The organism is Flagellimonas profundi (assembly GCF_017313275.1).
GTDB classification, from domain to species: Bacteria; Bacteroidota; Bacteroidia; order Flavobacteriales; family Flavobacteriaceae; genus Flagellimonas; species Flagellimonas profundi.
In genome coordinates, this window is sequence record NZ_JAFLNM010000003.1 from 25,311 (window position 1) to 45,900 (window position 20,590).

A 20,590-nucleotide genomic window follows, 5' to 3' on the forward strand; every position below is an offset into this window, starting at 1 on the left:
TGATAAATACTGGGCTGATGAGCAAAGGTTCTGAACCCAGTCAGGTCACTTAAAATCCTCCCTTGTAAAGTTGGTTTTGCTTTCAACAGGACACAAAGGAAAAATCACCTCCCATCATGGCAATAAGGTTTTCCACTCCGGCCATTCCACTGCCAACTGGTCCTAAACTTGAATATGTAATTTCCTTGTACACACTACACGCCAATCCTTGCATGGCATGGACTACCTGATCGTCCAAGTTGGAAGCATCCATTAAAATGATAGCTTCAGAAGCATATGCGTAGAGTTTAACAAGGGTAACACTGTATGCCGCAACAATGCCGAGTGCCATTCCCCCTCCTGTAACAATCATCATATTACCCAATGCAGCAACTACTTTTTGATATTCGTCCACCACAGATTGAAGATGCTCTAGTTGAAGTTGAACCGATTCACCTCCTCCCCCGGTCATGTCAGGTAAAACGCCGAACAGCTCCCCATAGTTTCCATCAATATTCCAAAAAGCCTTCTTTTTAGCTTGAGCATCGAAAAAATTGTAGTCGCCCCCTCGATGTATATATTCCCTGAAATAATTGTAATCATCACCTAGAAAATCCTGGGATATGGTTTCCCGAATATCCGCTGCCTGACTATATTTAAGAGGAAGCGCATCCAGTTCTGAATAGGTGCTTTGCGGAAAATTTGCCGCTTCCAACAAGGCAAGTTGTGCTGTTTTTTCGGCGTTGGCAGCAAACCAATTTTTACCGTTACGGGTAAGTGTTCGGTACTGGGCGGTACGCAGATAATCAAATGAAACTTTTGACTCCTCGGAATACAATGCGGGCGTGAATCTTAATATGCCCACTCTCAATCCCTCGACATAGGTAGCTGAATTTTCGTTCACACTCTCTTCTATAGGCTGCATCATACTGAGCAACGGTGCAGGGTAGTCGAAGAACCCTTCTTGTAATTTGGCAACAGCCTCTCTTGAATTTCCGTCCAAATAAGGCTCCATCCAATTTCTGGTACTCAAAAGTGTCTGCAGATATTCCGAAAGTCGAACCGAGGTGGTCGCACCCGCTTTTTCAAATGCAATGGTCATGGAGCCCAACAAAGCCTCGTGCACCTCCTGTACCATTTTTTTTGTAGGTTGGGCATAGTATTCCAATGCTTTATCAAAACCTGCCAGCACCCTCCGATTTTCCCTCTGATTACCGATTTTCACATAGAGGTACAATCCAACCAGGCGCTTGCCCACAGCTGTTTCGGCAACCTCTGGAAATTGGTAGTCATCTTGAGCGGTGTGGGAAGTTTTAGTAAGGGAAACCTCAACTTGATGGTTGCCCTCTCTGTTCAGGGCATTATACGTAAATAAGTACGGGGCCAGCTCCAATTGCCCCAAGATGTTTTTGGTCTGCTCGATTACCGCCTCTTGGTCACTTGCTGGAATTTCAGTTATATCGATATTTTCCCGGAGGGAATCATAATATTTTTTATGATCATATACATTAAGATAGATTATGGGCGGACCTGATTCATATATTTCTTTGAACTGGGGAAGATATTTATCGTTATTATGTCCGTCCGTAGCGTACAATACCAAATCATTACTGGTTTGCGCCGCCTTTAGATGGGTCGTATAAACGTTGGACCCTGTGGCCATCAATTCAATCCGTGCACTGGGATATATCTCCCTAATGTTTTGCTGCATTTGGTCTAAAAAAGACTTGATACCGGTACCCCTATATTCTCTTGGCATACTCCCGGAAGTATCGAAAATGAGCAGTATTTTGGGAGCTATGATATTTTTTCGGAGCATTCCCCTAACCACAGTACCATTGTCCTCTATCTTGAAATTACCTGCCGAAAGCCCTTCTACAAGATTGCCCTCTGCATCTTTCGGAAACAACTCCAACTGTACTTCTGGAAATACCTTGGGATTTGCTTTCACCCCCATGGAAACGACTTGTTCCGGATTACCGGCTTGTTTTTCTTCACCATATACTTCCGAAAAAATAACAACTTCCTCAAAAACCTTTTCTCCTCCCAAAGTAATGGGTTCACCGACCACCGATCGTTCTTGAAGATATTCCGCATCCTTGTCCAAGTCCTGTAAAGCGATACTTGGTGTGTAGGTACTGATACTGTCTATTCCCTGACTTGCCTGCTCTTCAAAAGTGAGGTTGTTAAGGAAAGATATCTTTAGCTGGTTCCCTATTAATTCGGAAGCTTTGAAAGTTCCTTTGATCAATTCCTTTTCATTTCGCATGTCAAAGGAAGTAGTGCCCTTTACGGTAAGGGTCACCTCAAAATCGTCCTCCTTGAATTTGGTGGTGTCCCTTACATTTTGATTTTTATTATCGGGATGCATTTTACCATATTCCACTTTAGGGTCGAATAAATGCAGGTAAACATCTTCCTCACCATTTTTAAAGGTAACACCGGGAATGTTGTTGTTGCTCAACATGAATTTGGATTCACGGTCTTCCTTGCGCTGTTCCGGGGTGGTTTTCTGTAAAAGCGACTGGGCAAGTTCTCTGCCCCGTTCAACTACATTTTCCACTTCCGTTATCTTTCCATTGACCTCAGTTACCCCTAATTCTTTACGCCATTTTTTTAGCTGTCTTTTACTGACCGGCAAATAAAAGCCTACATCATGCCTTTTAAATAGGATGTCCTTTGCCTGCTCTTCCGTCATTTCAATATGTTCTGTGATCACCTTGGCCTCAAATCCTGATTCAATCAGCATATTCTTAAGGATTTCGGCCTTTTCCCTAATGGTGGCCATCCCTGTTCGCAATGCACCTTCTACCCCATACATGCCTCCATAGGTGGTCCGTTGGAAGTATCTGGCATCACTGGGCAAAAGCATAAACTCATCCCTTACAAAATCAAACATTGCTTTTGGGTCTTTTTGTTGAACCAACCTATCACGTTTGGCTTTATAATTATCAGGACTAAATTGGAGGGCATACAACATCTCTTCCCATGTCTTGAAAGGTGGGGCTCCACTACCTTCCGGAATTTCTATAGCATTACCGTCATCACATCCTTGCAACAAAGGAAATAGACATAGACCTGCGCTGGTCAACATTATTTGTTGAAAAAACTCTCTTCTGGATGATAATCCGATCGTTTTGGAATCTTTCATATGTTTTTGATTTTAGATTATCGTTTACTTTGCCAATAACCCGTAAAAGTTCAACGCATCAATCGCCTTCCATGTATTGTACCTCACCAAAGGATACAATTAGCCAAAATGTTAGCATTAGAGAGGACTTGATCTTAATTTTTTAATGTTCCTTGAGTTTTGGATTATTCCATTCTTGACTGAAAGTCAGTTTTAACTACTCTATGAAAATAGTGTTCACACACAAGGTTTAATATTATTTATGTAACAGAGTATACAACAGATGTAACTTAAAAACGAAAACATTCGTGATCTACTGGCTTTGGACAAGGTCTTTCCATGTAGAATCCAGTTTCAAGAACAACCGTTCTATAGGTAACATGCATAACTTTTTCTCTCCTAATACTGGATTGAGTACTTTATTTCCTAAAAGTTCGGCCAACATACTGTTGGACTACCCAAGGCTTGCCATCGAGATCGGAAATAACCTTTACCACATTACTGATGTCTCAAAAAAAATAAGGGCGTATAATTAACAATTATGCTAAAAAAATCTGCTTACATCATAAAAAATGCAATTTATAGTCCCTTTAACAGGATTTTAATACAAAATATTCATGAAAATTATAATTTCACTGCGATATTTCTAAACAAAGATCGTTAAACAATTTTGTCAATCCACTTAAAACATATCATCCCACCCTTTATTGTATCCACTTTCTTATTGTTATTGGGACTGTCCCTTGAACTAAGCAACAAACATTCTAAAGACACCAGCATTTCTCTTGAATTTGAGCACCCTGATAATCAAGATGATTCCAAACCTGAAACCGTTAATGACGTGGTCGATTTCAAACTTTTGATGGAACAGGTCCTTATGGCCAAGTTTGGCCTATCTGAAAAACAGTACCAACTTATCCGTATACATGGTCCCACCTTTCCAATTGATTGGGACTTCCAAACCAACACCAACATCGGAATACATAGGATAACCCTCATCTAATTACCATCAAACAATCATGTTGTGATGTTTTTTTCAAAGCTTAATCTTTTAAGGTTGTTTTTTCAATACTTATTGCTGCGGCCAGAATTCTTATTATAAAAATAGTTTCATGAATTTATTCAAATATTGGAAGAAAGACTTGCCTGCAAGTCTTGTAGTTTTCTTTGTTGCACTACCGTTATGCCTAGGGGTAGCATTAGCCAGTGGTGCACCTCCATTCGCTGGTCTGATTGCTGGTCTGATAGGCGGGATTTTGGTGGGCTACCTCTCTGGTTCGTCCATAGGGGTCAGTGGACCGGCAGCCGGATTGGTCGTTATTGTTTTTAATGCCATAACCGACCTGGGCAGTTATGAGCTCTTCCTTACCGCTGTGGTCCTAGCTGGCATCATCCAGATTATATTGGGTATTCTCCGGGCAGGGGTCATAGGTTATTATTTCCCTTCAGCGGTTATCAAGGGGATGTTGAGTGCGATCGGTATCATGATATTTATGCAACAGATTCCTTTAGCACTTGGATTCAGTGGCAACGTGAACACAGACAGGATTAATTTTCAAAATCTTTATGATAAGATTATACCGGGAGCTGTCCTTGTTACCCTGATTTCCTTGATCATCTTAATACTTTGGGACGGTATTTTGGCCAAGAAGAACAAGTTCTTCAAACTTATTCCGGGACCCCTTATTGCTGTGGTCGTGGGAATCATCATTTATACTTCCCTGGGTACCTCAGGATTCTTTGCCCTTCATGCAAACCAATTGGTAAGTGTGCCCATCCCCAAAGATGTGGCTTCCTTTTTTGGAGAGTTCAGCCTACCGGATTTTTCATCCTTGACCAATGGGTCTGTATATGTTACGGCATTCACCATTGCCATAGTGGCCAGCTTGGAGACTTTATTGAGTGTAGAAGCCACCGATAAATTGGACCCTTATAAAAGACAAACACCCACTAACCGCGAACTGATCGCCCAAGGGATCGGTAACAGTGTTTCCGGTTTAATCGGAGGAATACCCATAACTCAGGTGGTGGTAAGGAGTTCGGCCAATATCATGAGCGGGGCCATGTCCAAACTATCGGCCATATTGCATGGGCTTTTACTGCTGCTGAGCGTCATAGCCATACCAACTTTGTTGAACCTGATTCCGCAGGCAGTACTGGCTAGTGTCCTATTGATCATAGGATACAAACTTGCCAATCCCAAGAGTTTTGTCCAAATGTATAAATTGGGGAAGGCCCAGTTTATTCCCTTTATAGTTACGGTAATCGGCATAGTGGCTACGGATCTATTGAAAGGCATCATCGTGGGACTAACCGTTGGGCTCATTGTGGTACTATTGAAGTCCTATTACAATTCACACCATATGCTCATCAAAGAGTACCAAGGAAAAAAGAATCTGTTTCACATCAATTTTGCGGAAGAGGTTACCTTTATAAACAAAGGGCCCATCATGAAGGAGCTCAATGGGCTTGAAAAAGATTCCTTCTTGGAACTGGATTTTAGGAAAACCAAAGTCTTGGACTATGATATCCTGGAATATTTGGACGAATTTGCGACCAAGGCAAGGAACAACAACATTAATATTAAATTGATATCTGATAAAGGAGTAATTGACAACCCTGATAGCTTTAGAAGCTTTTTTGGACATCGTGTATACCATTTGAGCCATTGATATCCAAAACAACACATCCAAATGGAATCCGATTTTTATAACAACCTGATCATAAACAATAAAAAATAAAGGATTGATCAACGAAATCCCAGAAAACCACATTGGCCCAAACCATTATTAATAAAACTTATCATTTTTTTAATTGCCCGTGCATATGACCAAGATCATTTGATATACCCCCAATACATGAGATCTTAGTAAGATGATAAAAAGCAATGGCCATGAAAAAAATAACAACATTGATTGCTGCTTTTATAGCTATGGGCCTAAGCGCCCAACTTCCTGACAGTTTGGATTTTGTGAGCCCGTTCCATGAGGGATTCGCAGCAATACAGAAAGAAAACAAATGGGCTTTTGTTGATGAGACCGGAAACATCGTTATTGATTTCAGGGATGACCTTTATTGGAATACGGATGCCGATACATCCTATAATGATATTAGAGCCATGGCCTATCCTCAATTTTCGAGCGATAGATGTGTAGTTCAAAAAATGGTGGACGGTATACCAATATTTGGATTTATTGATACTACCGGCAAATTGGTCATAGAACATCAATTCTTGAATGTTGCCCCATTCGCGAATGGTTGGACAACCGGTATTATTTTCGAAAAAGTATTTAGGGGCAAAAATGAATTCAACCTGGATATTTATGAATTTAAATTCCATGAAGTATTGATGGATGCAGACGGCAATATCAATGAGTTTCTCAACCGTAGGCATAACATTCAAATGACAAAAAGAAGGTATGAAATACCAGAAATACGTTCTAAAATATTAAATGGAAACTTGATAGCCGTTGAAAAGGATAACCTCTGGCAGATCAAAAAAATAGACCTCTAAATCAAATCGTAAAGCCTATAGGTCATTCAACAAGCGAACTGGATTGTCCACACTTTAGGGGATGGGCAATCCAGTTCTTTTTAATTGTTGTCCTCGGTTAGGCAACAACTTCTTCTTTGTTTCTTTCAGAAACAATTTTTTCGATTAAATCGGGTACTTTTTCAAATGCAGCTGCCAATCCGTGGGTCTTGCCTGCTTCCAAAAATGAGATTTCATCTCCTTTGGTCACCAAAAAGCCGATAGGTTGAATACCGATACCGGCACCTGCACCTACTCCTTCACCTTTTCTTGCTTTGCCTTCAACTCCTTCGCCTCCTCCGGAGCCAAATCCCATACCTACTTTAATTACAGGTACACACTTAAATTCACCCAATTGAAAGGGTTCACCAATAATGGTCTCTGTTTTGGCCTCTGACTTAATAAAGTCAGTTACCTTGTTCAATAATTCTTCAAAATGTAAATCCATGACCTTAAAATTTTTTAATGATTAATAAATGTTTTTAGAATTCTGTAAGGCCTGTTTCGAATGTCCAACACCAATCTGTTATGGTCTTCAAAATTGATATGGAACGAGGCTACATAACGGTTTAGCAATACAAAAACAGGATACAATTTTGCATTGGCTACGTAATCGCCGGTATCCATATCCAATGCAAACCGTTTAATCTCGAACGATTTAAGCAATTGGACCATCTTCCTGAACGTAATCCTCCTTTTAGGTTTGGTTTTCTTTTTTTTGGCTGGTTGTTTTGGTTTTGAAGATTTTGTCAAGGGATAAAAACAGCGTTCATAAAAAAGCACTTTTAACCGAACCCGTAAAAGTTCTTTCTCATCAGGTTCGAAACTCGCCTTTGCCAAGCCCTTTAAGCCTGCATAATACTTTCCTGTATCTGTGTCAATAAAAATTTGAATTGGAACAAATAACAGCCCAAGGGCAAGGAGCACAACTAATAATATCACAATGGTCAGTATCATTAGTTTTTGCCACAAAGGAAATAGGAGGATGTTTTATATGCAATGACGCGGGTCAACATCGCATAGATAATTCGGTAAAAGTTGATAAGTTTTTTTCCAGTGCTTTTTTCGACTGATCTAACTCATATTACAAATCGGTTTTTTATTGGTAATTTGATGTCCGTATTCATACCGGGCCAATGAAATATCCTTTATTGTTTTGCATTGTTTTAATGAGTTTTTTCTCTTGTAGCGAGAGCAAAGAGAAAGTCTACCCAACTATAATGCCTTTAACGGAATCCGTATATGCCTCTGCCACAGTTCAACCCGATAGTCTTTACCAAGCGTATTCCATAGTAATCGGTATTTTGGACAAAACCTGGGTCGAAGAAGGTGATAAAGTAAAAAAGGGAGACCCAATCCTTCAAATCACGAACACTTCACCGGAATTAAATGCGGAGAACGCCAAACTGTCGCTACAACTTGCTCGAGAAAATTATAATGGTAGAGCGGCTGTCCTTACTAGCATTCAGGATGAAATTCATGCTGCAACCCTAAAGTTGACAAATGATTCTGTTAATTACTACAGACAGAAAAACCTTTGGGACCAAAATATTGGCTCTAAGGTGGAATACGATAACCGAAAGCTCAATTATGAACTCTCCAGAAACAACCTGGACCTGCTCAAAAGAAAGTATAGGCAAACAAAAAACGAGCTCGAGACCCAATTAAAGCAATCCGAAAACAATTACCGAACATCTTTGACCACTTCCGAAGACTTTACCATAAAAAGTAAGATAAACGGAACTGTTTATGCTATTTATAAAAATCCTGGGGAAATAGTAAATACCCAACAACCTGTGGCATCTATCGGTAAAAGCGAAGATTTTATAATTGAGTTATTGGTAGATGAAGTGGATATTGTAAAATTAAAAACGGGACAGCAGGTCTTCCTCACCCTTGATTCTTATAACTCGGAGGTTTTTGAGGCTACATTGGACAAAATCTACCCGAGAAAAGATGAACGTTCGCAGACTTTTAAGGTAGAGGCCCTATTTAAAGATCCTCCCAATACGTTGTATCCCGGCTTATCCGGCGAGGGCAATATTGTTATTTCCAAAAAAGAGCAAACCCTCACCATCCCAAAAGAATACCTCATCGATGCATCCAAAGTGCTTACAGACGATGGTGAAATCGAAGTTACCCTAGGACTTCAAAATTTGGACAGGGTAGAAATTTTGAAAGGTATCGATGAAAACACCGCAATTTATAAACCGGAGCAATGATCAATTGGAGCGTGATATTGGGCATTGCCAAAACACATCTTATTACCAAGATGAAATCCACGGTCACCGCAACACTTGGGGTTACTTTTGGAATCGGTGCCTATATCACCTTGGTAAGTTTTATGACAGGGCTCAACGGCATGCTGGATGATTTGGTACTGAACCAAACACCGCACATCCACATGTACAACGAGATTCGTCCTTCCAAAACCCAACCCATTTCACGTTACCAGGAGTTCCAAGATGCCATGAATTTTGTACACTCCATAAAACCCAAACAAAATCAAGAAAAAATCCATAACGCACTCCCTATTCTCGGCTATCTAAAAAAGCACCCCAATGTAAAAGGAGCGACCCCCCAACTAAGGGCCCAAATCTTTTACCTATCCGGTTCCATAGAACTCGGTGGCAATCTTGTGGGAGTTGATATTATGGAGGAAACTCGACTTTCCAACATTCAGGACAATATTGTGGAAGGCTCGGCAGAAGCCTTAAAAAACAGCAATAACGGAATTTTATTGGGTGCGGGGCTGGCTGATAAAATGTCTCTTTCCATTGGCGACAGAGTTCAAATAAGCACCGTAGCAGGGGATATTTTCCCGCTGAAAATTGTGGGTATCTACCAAAGTGGTATTGCGGAAATCGACAATGTGCAAAGTTTTGCAAACCTAAATACCGTGCAGCGCATATTGGGTGAGTCCGAAAACTACGTGACCGACATCAACATCAAATTATTGAATATTGGAGAGTCCGAGTCCATGGCCCGCAATTTGGAAAAACAGTTCAAAATAAAGGCGGTGGATATTAATGAGGCCAATGCCCAATTTGAAACAGGCTCCAACATAAGGAACCTTATTACCTATGCGGTTTCCATAACCCTTCTTATTGTGGCGGGATTTGGTATTTACAATATTCTGAACATGCTCATTTATGAAAAAATGAAGGATATTGCCATTTTAAAGGCCACTGGGTTTTCGGGTAATGATGTGCAATACATTTTTATGGCACAGGCCATACTGATTGGAATTTTAGGAGGCCTTTTGGGTTTATTGATCGGGTTTGGTCTTTCTCACCTTATTGACAACACTCCCTTTGAAACAGATGCATTGCCCACCATTACCACATACCCTGTAAATTACAACGGGACCTATTATTTTATTGGAATTGCCTTTGCACTTATTTCAACTTTTGTTGCAGGATATTTACCCTCCAACAGAGCCAAAAAAATAGATCCCGTAAAAATTATTAGAGGAACTTAGCAAAGCGTATGGACCATGTTTTAGAAGCTAAAAATATCAACAAGCATTTTCATAAGCCCAAGGATTTCCATGTGCTCAAAAATATTTCATTTGGGGTAAAGCAAGGGGAGTTTGCCTCCATTATGGGCAAATCAGGCTCTGGAAAATCTACCTTGCTGTACATTCTTTCCACCATGGATACCGACTATACTGGCGAGCTATATCTCAATGACCAACTTGTAACTGGCAAGTCACAAAAAGAATTATCGCGAATCAGAAACAAAAACATTGGCTTTGTATTTCAGTTTCATTATTTGCTTTCTGAATTCAGTGTATTGGAAAACGTTATGCTACCCGCCAAGAAACTAGCGGAAAAGTCCCTTGCAGAAATTGAGAAGAATGCACACCGAAAACTCGAAATGTTACATATTGGCCATTTGGCCGATCAGCGAGCTTCTAGAATATCGGGAGGTGAAAAACAGCGAGTTGCCATCGCAAGGGCCCTGATCAACGACCCCACTATTTTAATGGGTGATGAGCCTACAGGAAATCTGGACAGCCACAATTCTGAAAATGTGTTCAATATCTTTAAAAATTTAAAGGAAGAGCAAGGCCTATCCCTTTTAGTAGTGACCCACGATAAAGATTTTGCCAAGCGGACAGACCGTATCATTGAAATGGAGGATGGTATAATAATCAGTCATGGAACTTGAAATCATTAATTTTGATTCGCTTGCTTTTTTTGTTCTCGTTCCAGTTTTCTAAAATACCTTCGGGTCAAGAAATTGTGTTTAAGGGCCTCCATATTCTCATTGAACTTTTCTGTTCCCTCTTCAATGTTCTTCATGGTTTCCATTAACTGATTGGCCAATATGGTATCGGTCGCGACCTTGTTGAGAACTCCCTCACCATTTTTTATTTTTCCTATGACGGTGTTCAAATCTGTGGTCACCTTGGTAATTTCATTGCTCGATACTTCTAGGTTTTGTATAATGTTTCTAATCCTTTCTGCGGACAAAGTGTCCGACAGTAAAACTCCCGCAATTCCATCTCCCGAATTAATGGTTTTCAATGTTGTTTGAAGTTCGTTCAAAGTTCTATTCACCTGATTACCGCTCAACTTTAAGTTGGTGATGGTTTCCTTTAGATCATTTGCCATCAAGGTATCGTTCAGCAAACGTCCCAATGTACCTTTTCCTGTGGTTAAGGATTGAGTGACTTTCAATAGGTCCGAGGTTAACAAAGCAGCATTTTCATTGGTTACACTTAGTGTATTGAGCATGTCCTGGGATGAAATCTTACTGTAGGATGTCAATCTGGAACCATCTTCTATCAAAGAAGCATCTCCTTTTCCCGGCACAATATTGACCAACATACTGCCAACCAGTCCATCGGAACCTATCGTTGCAATCGCATCACCTCTAATATGTTCCTTCATTTTTTTGTTGATGGCCATATAAACAATTATCGTGGAATCGTTTATCATTTCAATATTGTCCACCGTACCAATGTCAATACCTGAAAAGCGTACATTGTTGCCAACTTGTAGTCCATTTACATTATTAAAGACCGCATTGACCGTAAATTTCTTCACAAACAGACTTTGCTCGTTTCCGATAAGATAAGCTGCAATTATCAGTAACAAGGTGCCAAGCACCACAAATATGCCCAGCTTTAGATTCTGCATTGGAGTTTTTGTTGTCATATCATTTTTTAAAAAAGGCATTTATTTTAGGGTCGGTCGATGCCACCAATTCTTCATAGGTCCCTTCGGCATAGTTGATTCCATCGACCAACAAAATCATTCTTTCGGAGATTACCCTAGCACAATCAACATCGTGTGTGATAATCAATGCAGATGTCCCATATTTTTTTTGAATGCTCCTCATAAGTCCAATAATTTCCTTAGCTGTTATGGGATCCAAACCACTGGTTGGTTCATCGTACAATATCAGCTTGGGCTTTAAAATAATGGCCCGGGCCAGTGCAACACGCCTTTTCATACCTCCCGACAGTTCTTCGGGCATCAAATCCATGGTATGGGCCAAACCTACATTTTCCAAAGCTTCTTGAACCAGTGGCAAGGTATCGGTAATCCCATCAAACTTTTTTCGGTGCCGCCTCATGGGAAACTCCAAGTTTTCCCTTACGGTCATGGAATCGTACAGGGCGCTGCCCTGAAAAAGAAATCCGATTTCCGAGCGCAATTCATCCAAATCCACTTGATCCAAACTAGCTATATCTTCTCCCAAAACCTCTACCAATCCGCTATCCGGGGTCATTAATCCCACCAGGCACTTGATCATAACCGATTTTCCCGAGCCAGATTTCCCCATCACCACCAAATTCTCGCCCTTGTGCAACATCATATTAAAACCATTCAATACATGGTTATCGCCAAAACTCTTGTACAGGTCTTGTATCCGGACTACAACTTCTTCCGAAGATCTGTTGTTTTGAAGTGTCGCTATGTTTTCTTTTACATCCATCACAGTTCATAAAAAATATCCGACACGAAAACAGCAATAAAATCAACCACAAACAATAGCAAGGAGGCCATTACCACAGCGGTATTTGCCGCGATTCCGACACCGGCGGTGCCCCTACCCGTCTTGTAGCCCTTGTAACAACCGGTCAATCCAATAACAAATCCAAAGAAAAAGGACTTTATGGTGGCCGGCACCAAATCCCCATAGGACAAGGCATCAAAAACCGTATTAAAATACAAGGTAAAAGACACATTCCCTTTCATGAATTCGACCAAAGAGGAACCAAAAAGAGCTATTAAGTCTCCGAATACCACCAACAGGGGGAGCATGAGCGTAGCTGCCAAAATTCGCGTGACCACCAAATATTTAAACGGGTTGGTACCGGAAACCTCCATCGCATCTATTTGCTCGGTTACCCGCATAGATCCCAACTCGGCCCCAAAACCAGATGCAATTTTTCCAGAACATATCAATGCAGTGATCACTGGACCAACTTCCCTGACTATGGAGATACCGACCATGTTCGGCATCCAGGAAACTGCACCAAACTCAATCAAGGTTGGCCTGGTCTGCAACGTTAGCACCAAACCGATGATAAATCCGGTCGTGGCTACCAGTAATAAAGATCTGTTGCCAACTTGGTAGCTTTGCTTAAGCAATTCCTTAAACTCAAAAGGAGGTATTACCGCTTGTTTAAAAAAACGCACGGCGAAATAAGAAAGGTCTCCTATTTCGATAAAAAACTCCTTGGTCTTATTGATCATTTGCGCTGCAATAGCCATATTTCATCGGATTTCGGCCTAATCAAAAATAAGTTTGTTGTGCTTACTTTCATATGACCAATATCATTAAGAAGCTTTCAATCAATCAGATGCACAGCTAAATAAAACCTATTTTCCAGCTATTTTGTGCATACCACAAACGCTACTCCTAATTCAAGAAATGACTCAGGTCATTTACTGAACTTTTCTATCACACTACCTTACCGAATAAAATGTAATACCATGAAAAAGGCTATTTTATTCCTCGGATTATTCTTGGCTTTATCAGGATTTCAGGCCTGTGGCCCAGTGATTGTCTCACATAGACTGGCAGATCCGCCACCCCCATGGTTCTATCCGCATAGGGTGGAAACGGTTCGATATGTATTTTTTCCAGAGTTCAGCATCTACTACGATCTCTCGGCGAGAACCTATATTTATTTGGATGGAGGCATATGGAGACGAAATAAAGTATTGCCCCCACGTTACCGCTCCTACAACTTGAACAGGTCAAGATACGAGCGGGTGCGCAACTATTTTGATGATAATATTGAGCGCTATCATAATCAAAATAACAGCAATAGGGGGCGTAGCAACAAAAGTGGGGTTAGAAGAAATAACTAATCATACTTTGCACTAACCATAGTTGAGTAATATCATAAAAATTAAGAAGCATTAGTTCTACTTTTAATAAGAACTAAAACATAATGGTATGCTCAATTCTGAAAAAATAGGAAACGAATTCTACCAAAGCCTTGGAAAATTATTCTATGCCGTGGCCATGGCCGATAATAATGTCCGCCCCAAAGAAGTTAAAAGATTAAGGGAATATGTGCGGCAACATTGGTTGGAGGTAGACAAGTTTGAAGATGAATTCCATACCGATGCTGCCTATCAAATAGAGATTGTTTTTGATTGGTTGGAAGGTGAGGAAAAAGACGGGGAAGAATACTTTAAAGAGTTTAAGGAGTTCTATATGGAACATCACGAAAAATTTCCTGAAACCATCAAAAAGCTGATTGTAGAAACCGCTGAATCCATTGCGAGTGCCTTTGCTGGAAAAAATAGATCGGAGATGTTGACTATATTTAAGCTCAAACAGCTCTTTAACCACTAATATGGGATTAGCAGACTTTATTGACCATACCAATTTAAGACCCTCCGCCAATATCGCGGATATTCAAAAATTGTGTAAAGAGGCTAAAACCTATGGTTTTTATGCCGTATGTGTAAACGGTTGTAATGTACCCATCGCTAAGAAAACATTAAAGAACACTTCGGTAAAAGTAGCTGCCGTAATTGGTTTTCCATTGGGAGCCATGTCCACTAAAGCAAAGGTGTTTGAGGCCAAGGACTGCATTGAAAATGGTGCTGACGAAATTGATATGGTCATCAATATCGGGTGGATGAAATCAGAAATGTACGATGCTGTTCGAGATGAGATCAAAGTTATAAAACAGGCTATCGGAGATAAAATACTTAAGGTGATCATTGAAACATGCTACCTCACTGAGCCAGAAAAAGAAAAAGCTTGTGCCCTGGCCGTGGAGGCCCATGCGGATTTTGTAAAAACCTCCACGGGATTTGGAACGGGCGGTGCCACTTTTGAGGATGTAAAACTGATGAAAAGAATCGTTGGTGAAAAGGCAAAAATAAAAGCTTCCGGCGGAGTAAAGGATAAGGGAACCGCTTTACAATATATTGAGCTAGGCGTATCACGCATAGGAACCTCATCTGGTCCCAAACTATTAAAACAAGAAGCCCCATGAGTACCCATATAGAAGCTAAACCAGGTGAAATTGCCGAAACCGTTCTAATGCCAGGAGACCCTTTAAGGGCCAAATGGATTGCGGAAACATTTCTGGAAAACCCGGTATGTTATAACAAAATCCGTGGTATGCTGGGCTATACTGGTACTTATAAAGGAAAAAGAGTGTCCGTTCAGGGCAGTGGAATGGGAATGCCTTCCGCCATGATCTATTTTCACGAACTCATCAACGATTATGGAGTAAAAAACATTATTCGAGTGGGGTCCGCAGGGTCATACCAAGAAAATGTAAAGCTCAATGATGTGGTCTTGGCCATGTCAGCTTCCACCACCTCAGGTATCAATAACTCGAGGTTTATCAACTCAGATTATTCCCCTACCGCGGATTTTGATCTTTTTATAAAGGCAGTTAATTATGCCCAGGAGAACAACATTGCCATAAAGGCGGGAAATGTGCTCTCTTCGGATGAGTTTTATAGTGATGACCCCGAAGAATACAAACTCTGGGCACAATACGGGGTTCTTTGCGTTGAAATGGAAACCGCAGGGCTTTATACCGTTGCGGCAAAATACAACGTAAAGGCTTTGACTATTTTAACCATTTCCGACTCTTTGGTAACGGATGAAAGACTTTCTGCCCACGCACGGGAAACAACTTTTAAGGACATGGTCCGAATTGCGCTCGCGGCTGCAATATCTTAAGTACCATTCAACAATTGGCGCTTTTATTTAGATGGCAGGCCTGCAAAACTTGATCGGCCTTACTACCATCCCTATAAATGGTTATTCCCTTGAGACCGTACTTCCAGGCCGTCATGTAAATATCCGAAACGGTTTCTTTGGAGGTGCTTTTTGCCAGATTAATCGTTTTGGAAACGGCATTGTCCGTATATTTTTGGAAAGCTTGTTGGTGTTTTAAGTGGTATTCCCATGGAATCTCCAAACTTGTTTCGAACACTTTTTTCACCTTTTTCGGCATATGTTCCAACTGTTGTATACTTCCAGTATGGAGCACTTCATTTTTCACCTGATCTGTCCATAATCCCAATGCTTGCATTTTACCAACAAAAAGCGGATTCACCTCCATTTGCGTTTGATTATCCAATATACCAACACGTTTGTAAGCCAAGGCATATAAGGGCTCAATGGAATACGATGTGTCAGCAATCACAGAAATGCTCCCTGTTGGTGCAATACTGTTACAAGTAGCATTTCGCATGGGTTTATTTGGGTAGAAAATACTTTTTTTCCAATTGGGAAACTCGCCCCGTTCCTTAGCTAATTCAGCTGAGGCCATATAACTCTTTGATTGAATAAACCGCATTACCTCTTCACCGAGGGAAATGGCTTCTTCAGAGGCATAGGGTATGTTGAGCAATACCAACATTTCTGCCCAGCCCATTACACCAAGCCCCACTTTTCTATTGTTTTTTGTTATTGCTGCTATCTGTGGAAGCAAATAATGGTTTATCGATATAATGTTGTCCAAAAACCTAATGGCCAATGCAACGGTCCGTTCAAGCTTATTCCAATCCACTACCGTCCCTTCCGGTTCTTTTAATGTGACCATTTTGGATAGATTGATAGAGCCAAGATTACAGCTTTCATATTCGAACAATGGGACTTCTCCACAGGGGTTGGTACTTTGTATTTTACCAATTTCGGCCACCGTATTATGTTTGTTTATCGCATCCAAGAAAATAAGGCCTGGATCTCCCGTGGCCCACGCTTGTGAAACTATTTGGTCCCAAAGCTTCTTGGCTTTGATGGTTTTTGCAATCTTTTTTGTTCTCGGATTCATCAACTTCCAATCTCTTTCATGTTGTACAGTCTCCATAAAATCATCCGTAATACCCACGGATAGATTAAAATTATGCAAAGTATCCCCTGCTGTTTTTGCAAGGATGAACTCTTCAATATCTGGATGGTCTACATTTAATATACCCATGTTTGCCCCTCTCCGTTTTCCTCCTTGCCTTATATGTTCCGTTGCAGTATCATAAATTTTGATGAAGGCCATGGGGCCCGATGATACCCCTCCAGAAGATGAGACCATGTCACCTTTAGGCCGGAGTTGAGAAAAGTTATATCCTGTTCCTCCCCCGCTCTGATGAATCATAGCTGTATTTTTTAAGGTGGTAAATATGCTGCTCAGGCTATCTTCAACAGGTAGAACAAAGCAAGCGCTCAGCTGCCCATTGGGCAATCCTGCATTCATCAGTGTTGGCGAGTTCGGTAAAAAATAGAGATGGGTCAGCAGGTCATTAAACCTAACCTCCCACTTTTCTTTATCCTCGTTTTCGGCACTTGCCACATATTTGGCTACCCTACCAAAAAGTTGTTCCGGAGTTTCCATTACCTCATCTTCGGAATTCTTTAGCAAATACCGGGCATTAAGTAATTGTAGGGCGTTTTTGGAAAGTTTCATTTTGTTTTGAGTGACATCCCTGTTTTCTCTGTCAAAATTTCTTTTAATGCTTTGGTAGTGGTGGAGTCTATCAAGTTTAAAGCTCTTACACCACACAATTCCTTCACCATTCTTGCTCCCGCCAAAGTATTGGAAGCAACCCCTGTGACAATATCGGGCACCAGTTCAAAAGCCTTCATCAAACCATGAACAGCATAAGGGTCCGAAGCACTCAAAATGGTGCATTTAATATGTTCCCTAAGCGCATTTATGGCGACATCCCCATTATAAGGTTCCAAAGGGGACGCTCCAATTTCTATAATGGCAATATCGGCATCTTCCATTGCAATCCTACTGAGCATTTGATCAAGTTTTTCCTTGTACACCTCGGTAGGACAAATGGACGAAGGAAGTCCCACGTCCACAAAATCCATTATCTTGTCCGCCCCAACATCCTTGAAGGCCAAAATATCCTTATAACGACCAGCTCCAGTTAGTTTTGCACCGACCACTTTATAGCCTGCCTGCTTAAAAATGTTGGTCACTATTCGGGCAGAGGTTGTTTTACCGGCGGACATGGAGGTTCCCACAAACAGAATTACCGGGGTATTGAATGGAACCTTGGGGATGGGCTCAACAAAATCATCCATGGTTACCTTTTTGCCTTCCCTAACCGCATGGCCTTTGTAAATAATCTTGATCATTTTAGGAATAAACATGGACTTGGACGTTAGTTTCCCCAAAAGCCCGGCACCTGTAAGTACCGTCATTTTTAGATCGTCCGTTACATTTCTCCAACTCCCTGTCGCTTCCAGAGTTGCATAACGTTCCCCCAATACGCCTACAATAAACTCACCAGCGATAACCCCTCTCATCCTACCGTTTGGGAGTTCTATCTTCAAGCTCTCCCCTCCTTCGTTCAAAATTTCACAAACGACATAATCGCCAGTTTGCCATTGGTCCCTGGGCAACTCCTTTACTTGAAATCCTTTTTCCGCCAAATCGGAAATTCGGGTCAACGATGCGTAAATATATTTGTGGTCCATAATACAAAGTTTTAATTGTCCCCTACTTCGGCCAACATCAATAGGGCCAACAATGCTGTCCTAACCGGAAACTCGTCCAATAAAATATGTTCATGTTGGGCATGGGCCCCATCTCCCGTAGTACCCAACCCATCCAAGGTGGCGGTATATAAACTGGTGGTATTGCCATCCGAACCCCCACCGGCAGTTGCTTCCTCCAATTCCAACCCTAAAAGGGCTCCGTTCGCCTTTGCCAATTTCCAGAGCATCCGATTGCCCGGTGTATGCTCCATGGGAGGTCTTCCTATTCCCCCTTCTATGTGCACTTCCACATCTGGTAATGTAGGTTGGAGCGCAAGAATCTGTTTTGTTATCTGTTCACCATCTTTTTTGTTCAATACACGAACATCAACGACCGCCTTGCTTTCCGGTGCAATTACATTGGGCGAAACACCACCTTCTATCATCCCGACATTTACGGTAATCCCCTTGTCAAAATCGTTCATAGCGTATAGGTGCTGTACTTGATGGGACAACTCCACAATGGCACTTGCCCCCTTTTGAGGGTCCAATCCTGCATGGGCAGCTTTCCCCTTTACGGTAATGGTAAAGCGGCCAAGGCCTTTTCTGGCGGTTTTCAGTTTACCCTTCAATCCCAACGGAGGCTCCATAACATATGCTCGTTCGCACACCTTGGCCAATCGTTCAATGGCTTTTCTGGATTCCTTGCTTCCAATTTCTTCATCGGAATTGATCAGAATAACAGGAATCAATGGCAAGCTTAAATTCAATTTATCAATGGCCTTTAAAGCAAATATGATTTGGGTAAGCCCGGCTTTCATATCATAAATTCCGGGGCCGCTCATAATTGCGCCATCTTTTGTCAATGGCATCTCTTTAAGTGTATCCAGTTCCCAAACGGTATCACAATGGCCGATCATTAACTGCAAAGCCTTGTTTTTATCCCTGTTTTTGGGTCTTGCATATAGGAAGCCACCTGTTTCCTTTCCTGGTACATGTAGCGTATAAAACCCTAATTTCTGCAATGCTTTCCCTATAAATTTCAAAATTTGATATTGGGACTTCGGGTCACGTGAAGGTGATTCCAACGATACGAGCTTCCCCAAAAAATCCAACATTTCTTTCTCACTTGATTTGAGTTGATTCAAGATACCATCGGCCATATGTGTAACCTTGGAAGTCATCTTTTAAAATCTTTAGGAAAAGGAAAGTTGTAAGTTTCATCGATTTTGGCAAAACGACCATAAGAAATGTATGCTAGCAACGGGTTATTTTTCAATTGTGCCTGTTCGTCCTTTTCTGATACCCGCAAATACTCGTTACGCACGCACGCATGCTTAATACTCCCTGTAATCATACTGTTCTCACCAAAACCATCAATAATCTTGAACAACTCACATTCCAAGTACAAATAAGCGTTCTTGACCAAAGGAGCATCCATGGAGGTTGCTTTGATCAAGGGCAAAGCTTCAACAATCTGTTGGGACTTGGTCAATGCATCTGTTCTTGGAGAAGCACTCAATGAAGTGGTGGTCACTTGGTCGGGAGTAGGAAAGCTGACCGTGAACTCACCCGTTTTTTTTACATTTTGATACGTACCGTGCCGTGGGGTACAAACAAACCCAAAATAGTTGTCGAACCCAAGCGGAGTAACCATATGTTTTGGCGCAAGATCATACCCATCTTTCTCTTTGGTTCCAACAACAACCAAAGGAGCAACGGTAAATATCCTATCCCAAATTGGATGCTGGATATCCAATGAAACGTATTTCTTGTCCTGAAGAATGTTCATAATATCCGTATTGCTATTTCTAAAAATACGATTATGAATCAGGGTCTCCTATGACCTAAATCAGGAACACCTTATGAAAACAATAGTGCTCCCACACTTAAAAAAACAACGGTTTCACAGGTAATTTGAATGACCTAAATCATTTTAAATGATGGTATTGTAACCTAGATTTGAGATAATCCATAGGTATGGTTAAATCAACGCTTAAGGAAATAAATGGATGTAA

Annotated in this window: 20 protein-coding genes; 10 read left to right on the forward strand and 10 right to left on the reverse strand. The window is 41.1% G+C overall.

All coding sequences use genetic code 11. The features are described 5' to 3' along the window. Window positions 1–82 precede the first annotated feature (82 nt). The gene (locus tag J0654_RS13495) at window positions 83–3,130 is read right to left on the reverse strand and encodes a vWA domain-containing protein (protein WP_207029653.1); all 3,048 of its coding nucleotides are present in this window, start codon (window positions 3,128–3,130) and stop codon (window positions 83–85) included. A gap of 649 nt (window positions 3,131–3,779) precedes the next feature. Here J0654_RS13495 and J0654_RS13500 point away from each other — a divergent pair. The 3 genes from J0654_RS13500 (at window position 3,780) to J0654_RS13510 (ending at window position 6,623) form a co-directional block, all read left to right on the forward strand. After that, the gene (locus J0654_RS13500; RefSeq protein ID WP_207029654.1) at window positions 3,780–4,112 is read left to right on the forward strand and encodes a hypothetical protein; all 333 of its coding nucleotides are present in this window, start codon (window positions 3,780–3,782) and stop codon (window positions 4,110–4,112) included. 109 nt (window positions 4,113–4,221) lie between these two features. Continuing rightward, the gene (locus tag J0654_RS13505) at window positions 4,222–5,781 is read left to right on the forward strand and encodes a SulP family inorganic anion transporter (protein ID WP_207029655.1); all 1,560 of its coding nucleotides are present in this window, start codon (window positions 4,222–4,224) and stop codon (window positions 5,779–5,781) included. A 221-nt stretch (window positions 5,782–6,002) separates the two neighbouring features. After that, entirely contained in the window at window positions 6,003–6,623 is a 621-nt protein-coding gene (locus tag J0654_RS13510) for a WG repeat-containing protein (protein WP_207029656.1), read from the forward strand. A 97-nt stretch (window positions 6,624–6,720) separates the two neighbouring features. Here J0654_RS13510 and J0654_RS13515 read toward each other — a convergent pair whose 3' ends face one another. Both J0654_RS13515 and J0654_RS13520 read right to left on the reverse strand, forming a co-directional pair. Further along, a complete protein-coding gene (locus tag J0654_RS13515; protein WP_207029657.1) occupies window positions 6,721–7,089 on the reverse strand; it encodes a GerW family sporulation protein in 369 nt (122 codons plus the stop codon). A gap of 14 nt (window positions 7,090–7,103) precedes the next feature. Continuing rightward, window positions 7,104–7,598 carry a hypothetical protein gene (locus J0654_RS13520; RefSeq protein WP_207029658.1) on the reverse strand — a complete coding sequence of 165 codons (495 nt, stop codon included), beginning with the start codon at window positions 7,596–7,598 and terminating at the stop codon, window positions 7,104–7,106. Window positions 7,599–7,861: 263 nt separating this feature from the next. Here J0654_RS13520 and J0654_RS13525 point away from each other — a divergent pair, with 263 nt between their 5' ends. From J0654_RS13525 to J0654_RS13535, 3 genes are read left to right on the forward strand one after another with little or no spacing between them, the layout of a single operon-like run. Beyond that, entirely contained in the window at window positions 7,862–8,863 is a 1,002-nt protein-coding gene (locus J0654_RS13525) for an efflux RND transporter periplasmic adaptor subunit (protein ID WP_237686004.1), read from the forward strand. After that, a complete protein-coding gene (locus J0654_RS13530; protein WP_207029660.1) occupies window positions 8,860–10,122 on the forward strand; it encodes an ABC transporter permease in 1,263 nt (420 codons plus the stop codon). The genes J0654_RS13525 and J0654_RS13530 overlap by 4 nt, the downstream gene beginning before the upstream one ends. Before the next feature lie 8 nt (window positions 10,123–10,130). Then, a complete protein-coding gene (locus J0654_RS13535) occupies window positions 10,131–10,814 on the forward strand; it encodes an ABC transporter ATP-binding protein (protein ID WP_207029661.1) in 684 nt (227 codons plus the stop codon). Window positions 10,815–10,819: 5 nt separating this feature from the next. Here the strand turns inward: J0654_RS13535 and J0654_RS13540 are convergent, their stop codons facing one another. From J0654_RS13540 to J0654_RS13550, 3 genes are read right to left on the reverse strand one after another with little or no spacing between them, the layout of a single operon-like run. Further along, on the reverse strand, window positions 10,820–11,788 hold the full coding sequence (locus J0654_RS13540; protein WP_237686005.1) for an MlaD family protein: 969 nt from the start codon (window positions 11,786–11,788) through the stop codon (window positions 10,820–10,822). Between the two features lie 19 nt (window positions 11,789–11,807). After that, entirely contained in the window at window positions 11,808–12,590 is a 783-nt protein-coding gene (locus J0654_RS13545; RefSeq protein ID WP_207029663.1) for an ABC transporter ATP-binding protein, read from the reverse strand. After that, the gene (locus J0654_RS13550) at window positions 12,590–13,372 is read right to left on the reverse strand and encodes an MlaE family ABC transporter permease (protein WP_207029664.1); all 783 of its coding nucleotides are present in this window, start codon (window positions 13,370–13,372) and stop codon (window positions 12,590–12,592) included. The genes J0654_RS13545 and J0654_RS13550 overlap by 1 nt, the downstream gene beginning before the upstream one ends. Before the next feature lie 222 nt (window positions 13,373–13,594). On the opposite strand from J0654_RS13550, the gene J0654_RS13555 reads away from it, so the two are divergent. From J0654_RS13555 to deoD, 4 genes are all read left to right on the forward strand, one after another. Beyond that, the gene (locus J0654_RS13555) at window positions 13,595–13,975 is read left to right on the forward strand and encodes a hypothetical protein (protein WP_207029665.1); all 381 of its coding nucleotides are present in this window, start codon (window positions 13,595–13,597) and stop codon (window positions 13,973–13,975) included. Window positions 13,976–14,063: 88 nt separating this feature from the next. Next, window positions 14,064–14,468, forward strand: coding sequence for a hypothetical protein (locus tag J0654_RS13560; RefSeq protein ID WP_207029666.1), 405 nt, complete (start codon window positions 14,064–14,066; stop codon window positions 14,466–14,468). 1 nt (window position 14,469) lies between these two features. Then, window positions 14,470–15,120, forward strand: coding sequence for a deoxyribose-phosphate aldolase (gene deoC, locus J0654_RS13565; protein ID WP_207029667.1), 651 nt, complete (start codon window positions 14,470–14,472; stop codon window positions 15,118–15,120). Beyond that, window positions 15,117–15,821 carry a purine-nucleoside phosphorylase gene (gene deoD / locus J0654_RS13570; protein ID WP_207029668.1) on the forward strand — a complete coding sequence of 235 codons (705 nt, stop codon included), beginning with the start codon at window positions 15,117–15,119 and terminating at the stop codon, window positions 15,819–15,821. Before deoC ends, deoD begins: the two co-directional genes overlap by 4 nt. 7 nt (window positions 15,822–15,828) lie before the next feature. On the opposite strand, the gene J0654_RS13575 is transcribed toward deoD, so the two are convergent. From J0654_RS13575 to J0654_RS13590, 4 genes are read right to left on the reverse strand one after another with little or no spacing between them, the layout of a single operon-like run. Further along, window positions 15,829–17,547: an adenosylcobalamin-dependent ribonucleoside-diphosphate reductase gene (locus J0654_RS13575; protein ID WP_207029669.1), complete on the reverse strand. Its 1,719-nt coding sequence runs from the start codon at window positions 17,545–17,547 to the stop codon at window positions 15,829–15,831. Continuing rightward, the gene (locus J0654_RS13580; RefSeq protein ID WP_207029670.1) at window positions 17,544–18,572 is read right to left on the reverse strand and encodes a hypothetical protein; all 1,029 of its coding nucleotides are present in this window, start codon (window positions 18,570–18,572) and stop codon (window positions 17,544–17,546) included. Before J0654_RS13580 ends, J0654_RS13575 begins: the two co-directional genes overlap by 4 nt. Window positions 18,573–18,583: 11 nt before the next feature. Then, window positions 18,584–19,756 carry a M20 family metallopeptidase gene (locus J0654_RS13585; RefSeq protein WP_207029671.1) on the reverse strand — a complete coding sequence of 391 codons (1,173 nt, stop codon included), beginning with the start codon at window positions 19,754–19,756 and terminating at the stop codon, window positions 18,584–18,586. Then, window positions 19,753–20,364, reverse strand: a complete 612-nt coding sequence (locus J0654_RS13590) for a flavin reductase (RefSeq protein ID WP_207029672.1) — start codon at window positions 20,362–20,364, stop codon at window positions 19,753–19,755. The genes J0654_RS13585 and J0654_RS13590 overlap by 4 nt, the downstream gene beginning before the upstream one ends. Window positions 20,365–20,590: the final 226 nt, after the last annotated feature.

Bases quoted from the DNA above. Each gene is read 5' to 3' on its own strand.
- J0654_RS13495 (WP_207029653.1), bottom strand. From the start codon at position 3,130: ATGAAAGATTCCAAAACGATCGGATTATCATCCAGAAGAGAGTTTTTT.
- J0654_RS13505 (WP_207029655.1), top strand. From the start codon at position 4,222: ATGAATTTATTCAAATATTGGAAGAAAGACTTGCCTGCAAGTCTTGTA.
- J0654_RS13510 (WP_207029656.1), top strand. From the start codon at position 6,003: ATGAAAAAAATAACAACATTGATTGCTGCTTTTATAGCTATGGGCCTA.
- J0654_RS13515 (WP_207029657.1), bottom strand. From the start codon at position 7,089: ATGGATTTACATTTTGAAGAATTATTGAACAAGGTAACTGACTTTATT.
- J0654_RS13520 (WP_207029658.1), bottom strand. From the start codon at position 7,598: ATGATACTGACCATTGTGATATTATTAGTTGTGCTCCTTGCCCTTGGG.
- J0654_RS13525 (WP_237686004.1), top strand. From the start codon at position 7,862: ATGCCTTTAACGGAATCCGTATATGCCTCTGCCACAGTTCAACCCGAT.
- J0654_RS13530 (WP_207029660.1), top strand. From the start codon at position 8,860: ATGATCAATTGGAGCGTGATATTGGGCATTGCCAAAACACATCTTATT.
- J0654_RS13535 (WP_207029661.1), top strand. From the start codon at position 10,131: ATGGACCATGTTTTAGAAGCTAAAAATATCAACAAGCATTTTCATAAG.
- J0654_RS13540 (WP_237686005.1), bottom strand. From the start codon at position 11,788: ATGCAGAATCTAAAGCTGGGCATATTTGTGGTGCTTGGCACCTTGTTA.
- J0654_RS13545 (WP_207029663.1), bottom strand. From the start codon at position 12,590: ATGGATGTAAAAGAAAACATAGCGACACTTCAAAACAACAGATCTTCG.
- J0654_RS13550 (WP_207029664.1), bottom strand. From the start codon at position 13,372: ATGGCTATTGCAGCGCAAATGATCAATAAGACCAAGGAGTTTTTTATC.
- J0654_RS13555 (WP_207029665.1), top strand. From the start codon at position 13,595: ATGAAAAAGGCTATTTTATTCCTCGGATTATTCTTGGCTTTATCAGGA.
- J0654_RS13560 (WP_207029666.1), top strand. From the start codon at position 14,064: ATGCTCAATTCTGAAAAAATAGGAAACGAATTCTACCAAAGCCTTGGA.
- deoC (WP_207029667.1), top strand. From the start codon at position 14,470: ATGGGATTAGCAGACTTTATTGACCATACCAATTTAAGACCCTCCGCC.
- deoD (WP_207029668.1), top strand. From the start codon at position 15,117: ATGAGTACCCATATAGAAGCTAAACCAGGTGAAATTGCCGAAACCGTT.
- J0654_RS13575 (WP_207029669.1), bottom strand. From the start codon at position 17,547: ATGAAACTTTCCAAAAACGCCCTACAATTACTTAATGCCCGGTATTTG.
- J0654_RS13580 (WP_207029670.1), bottom strand. From the start codon at position 18,572: ATGGACCACAAATATATTTACGCATCGTTGACCCGAATTTCCGATTTG.
- J0654_RS13585 (WP_207029671.1), bottom strand. From the start codon at position 19,756: ATGACTTCCAAGGTTACACATATGGCCGATGGTATCTTGAATCAACTC.
- J0654_RS13590 (WP_207029672.1), bottom strand. From the start codon at position 20,364: ATGAACATTCTTCAGGACAAGAAATACGTTTCATTGGATATCCAGCAT.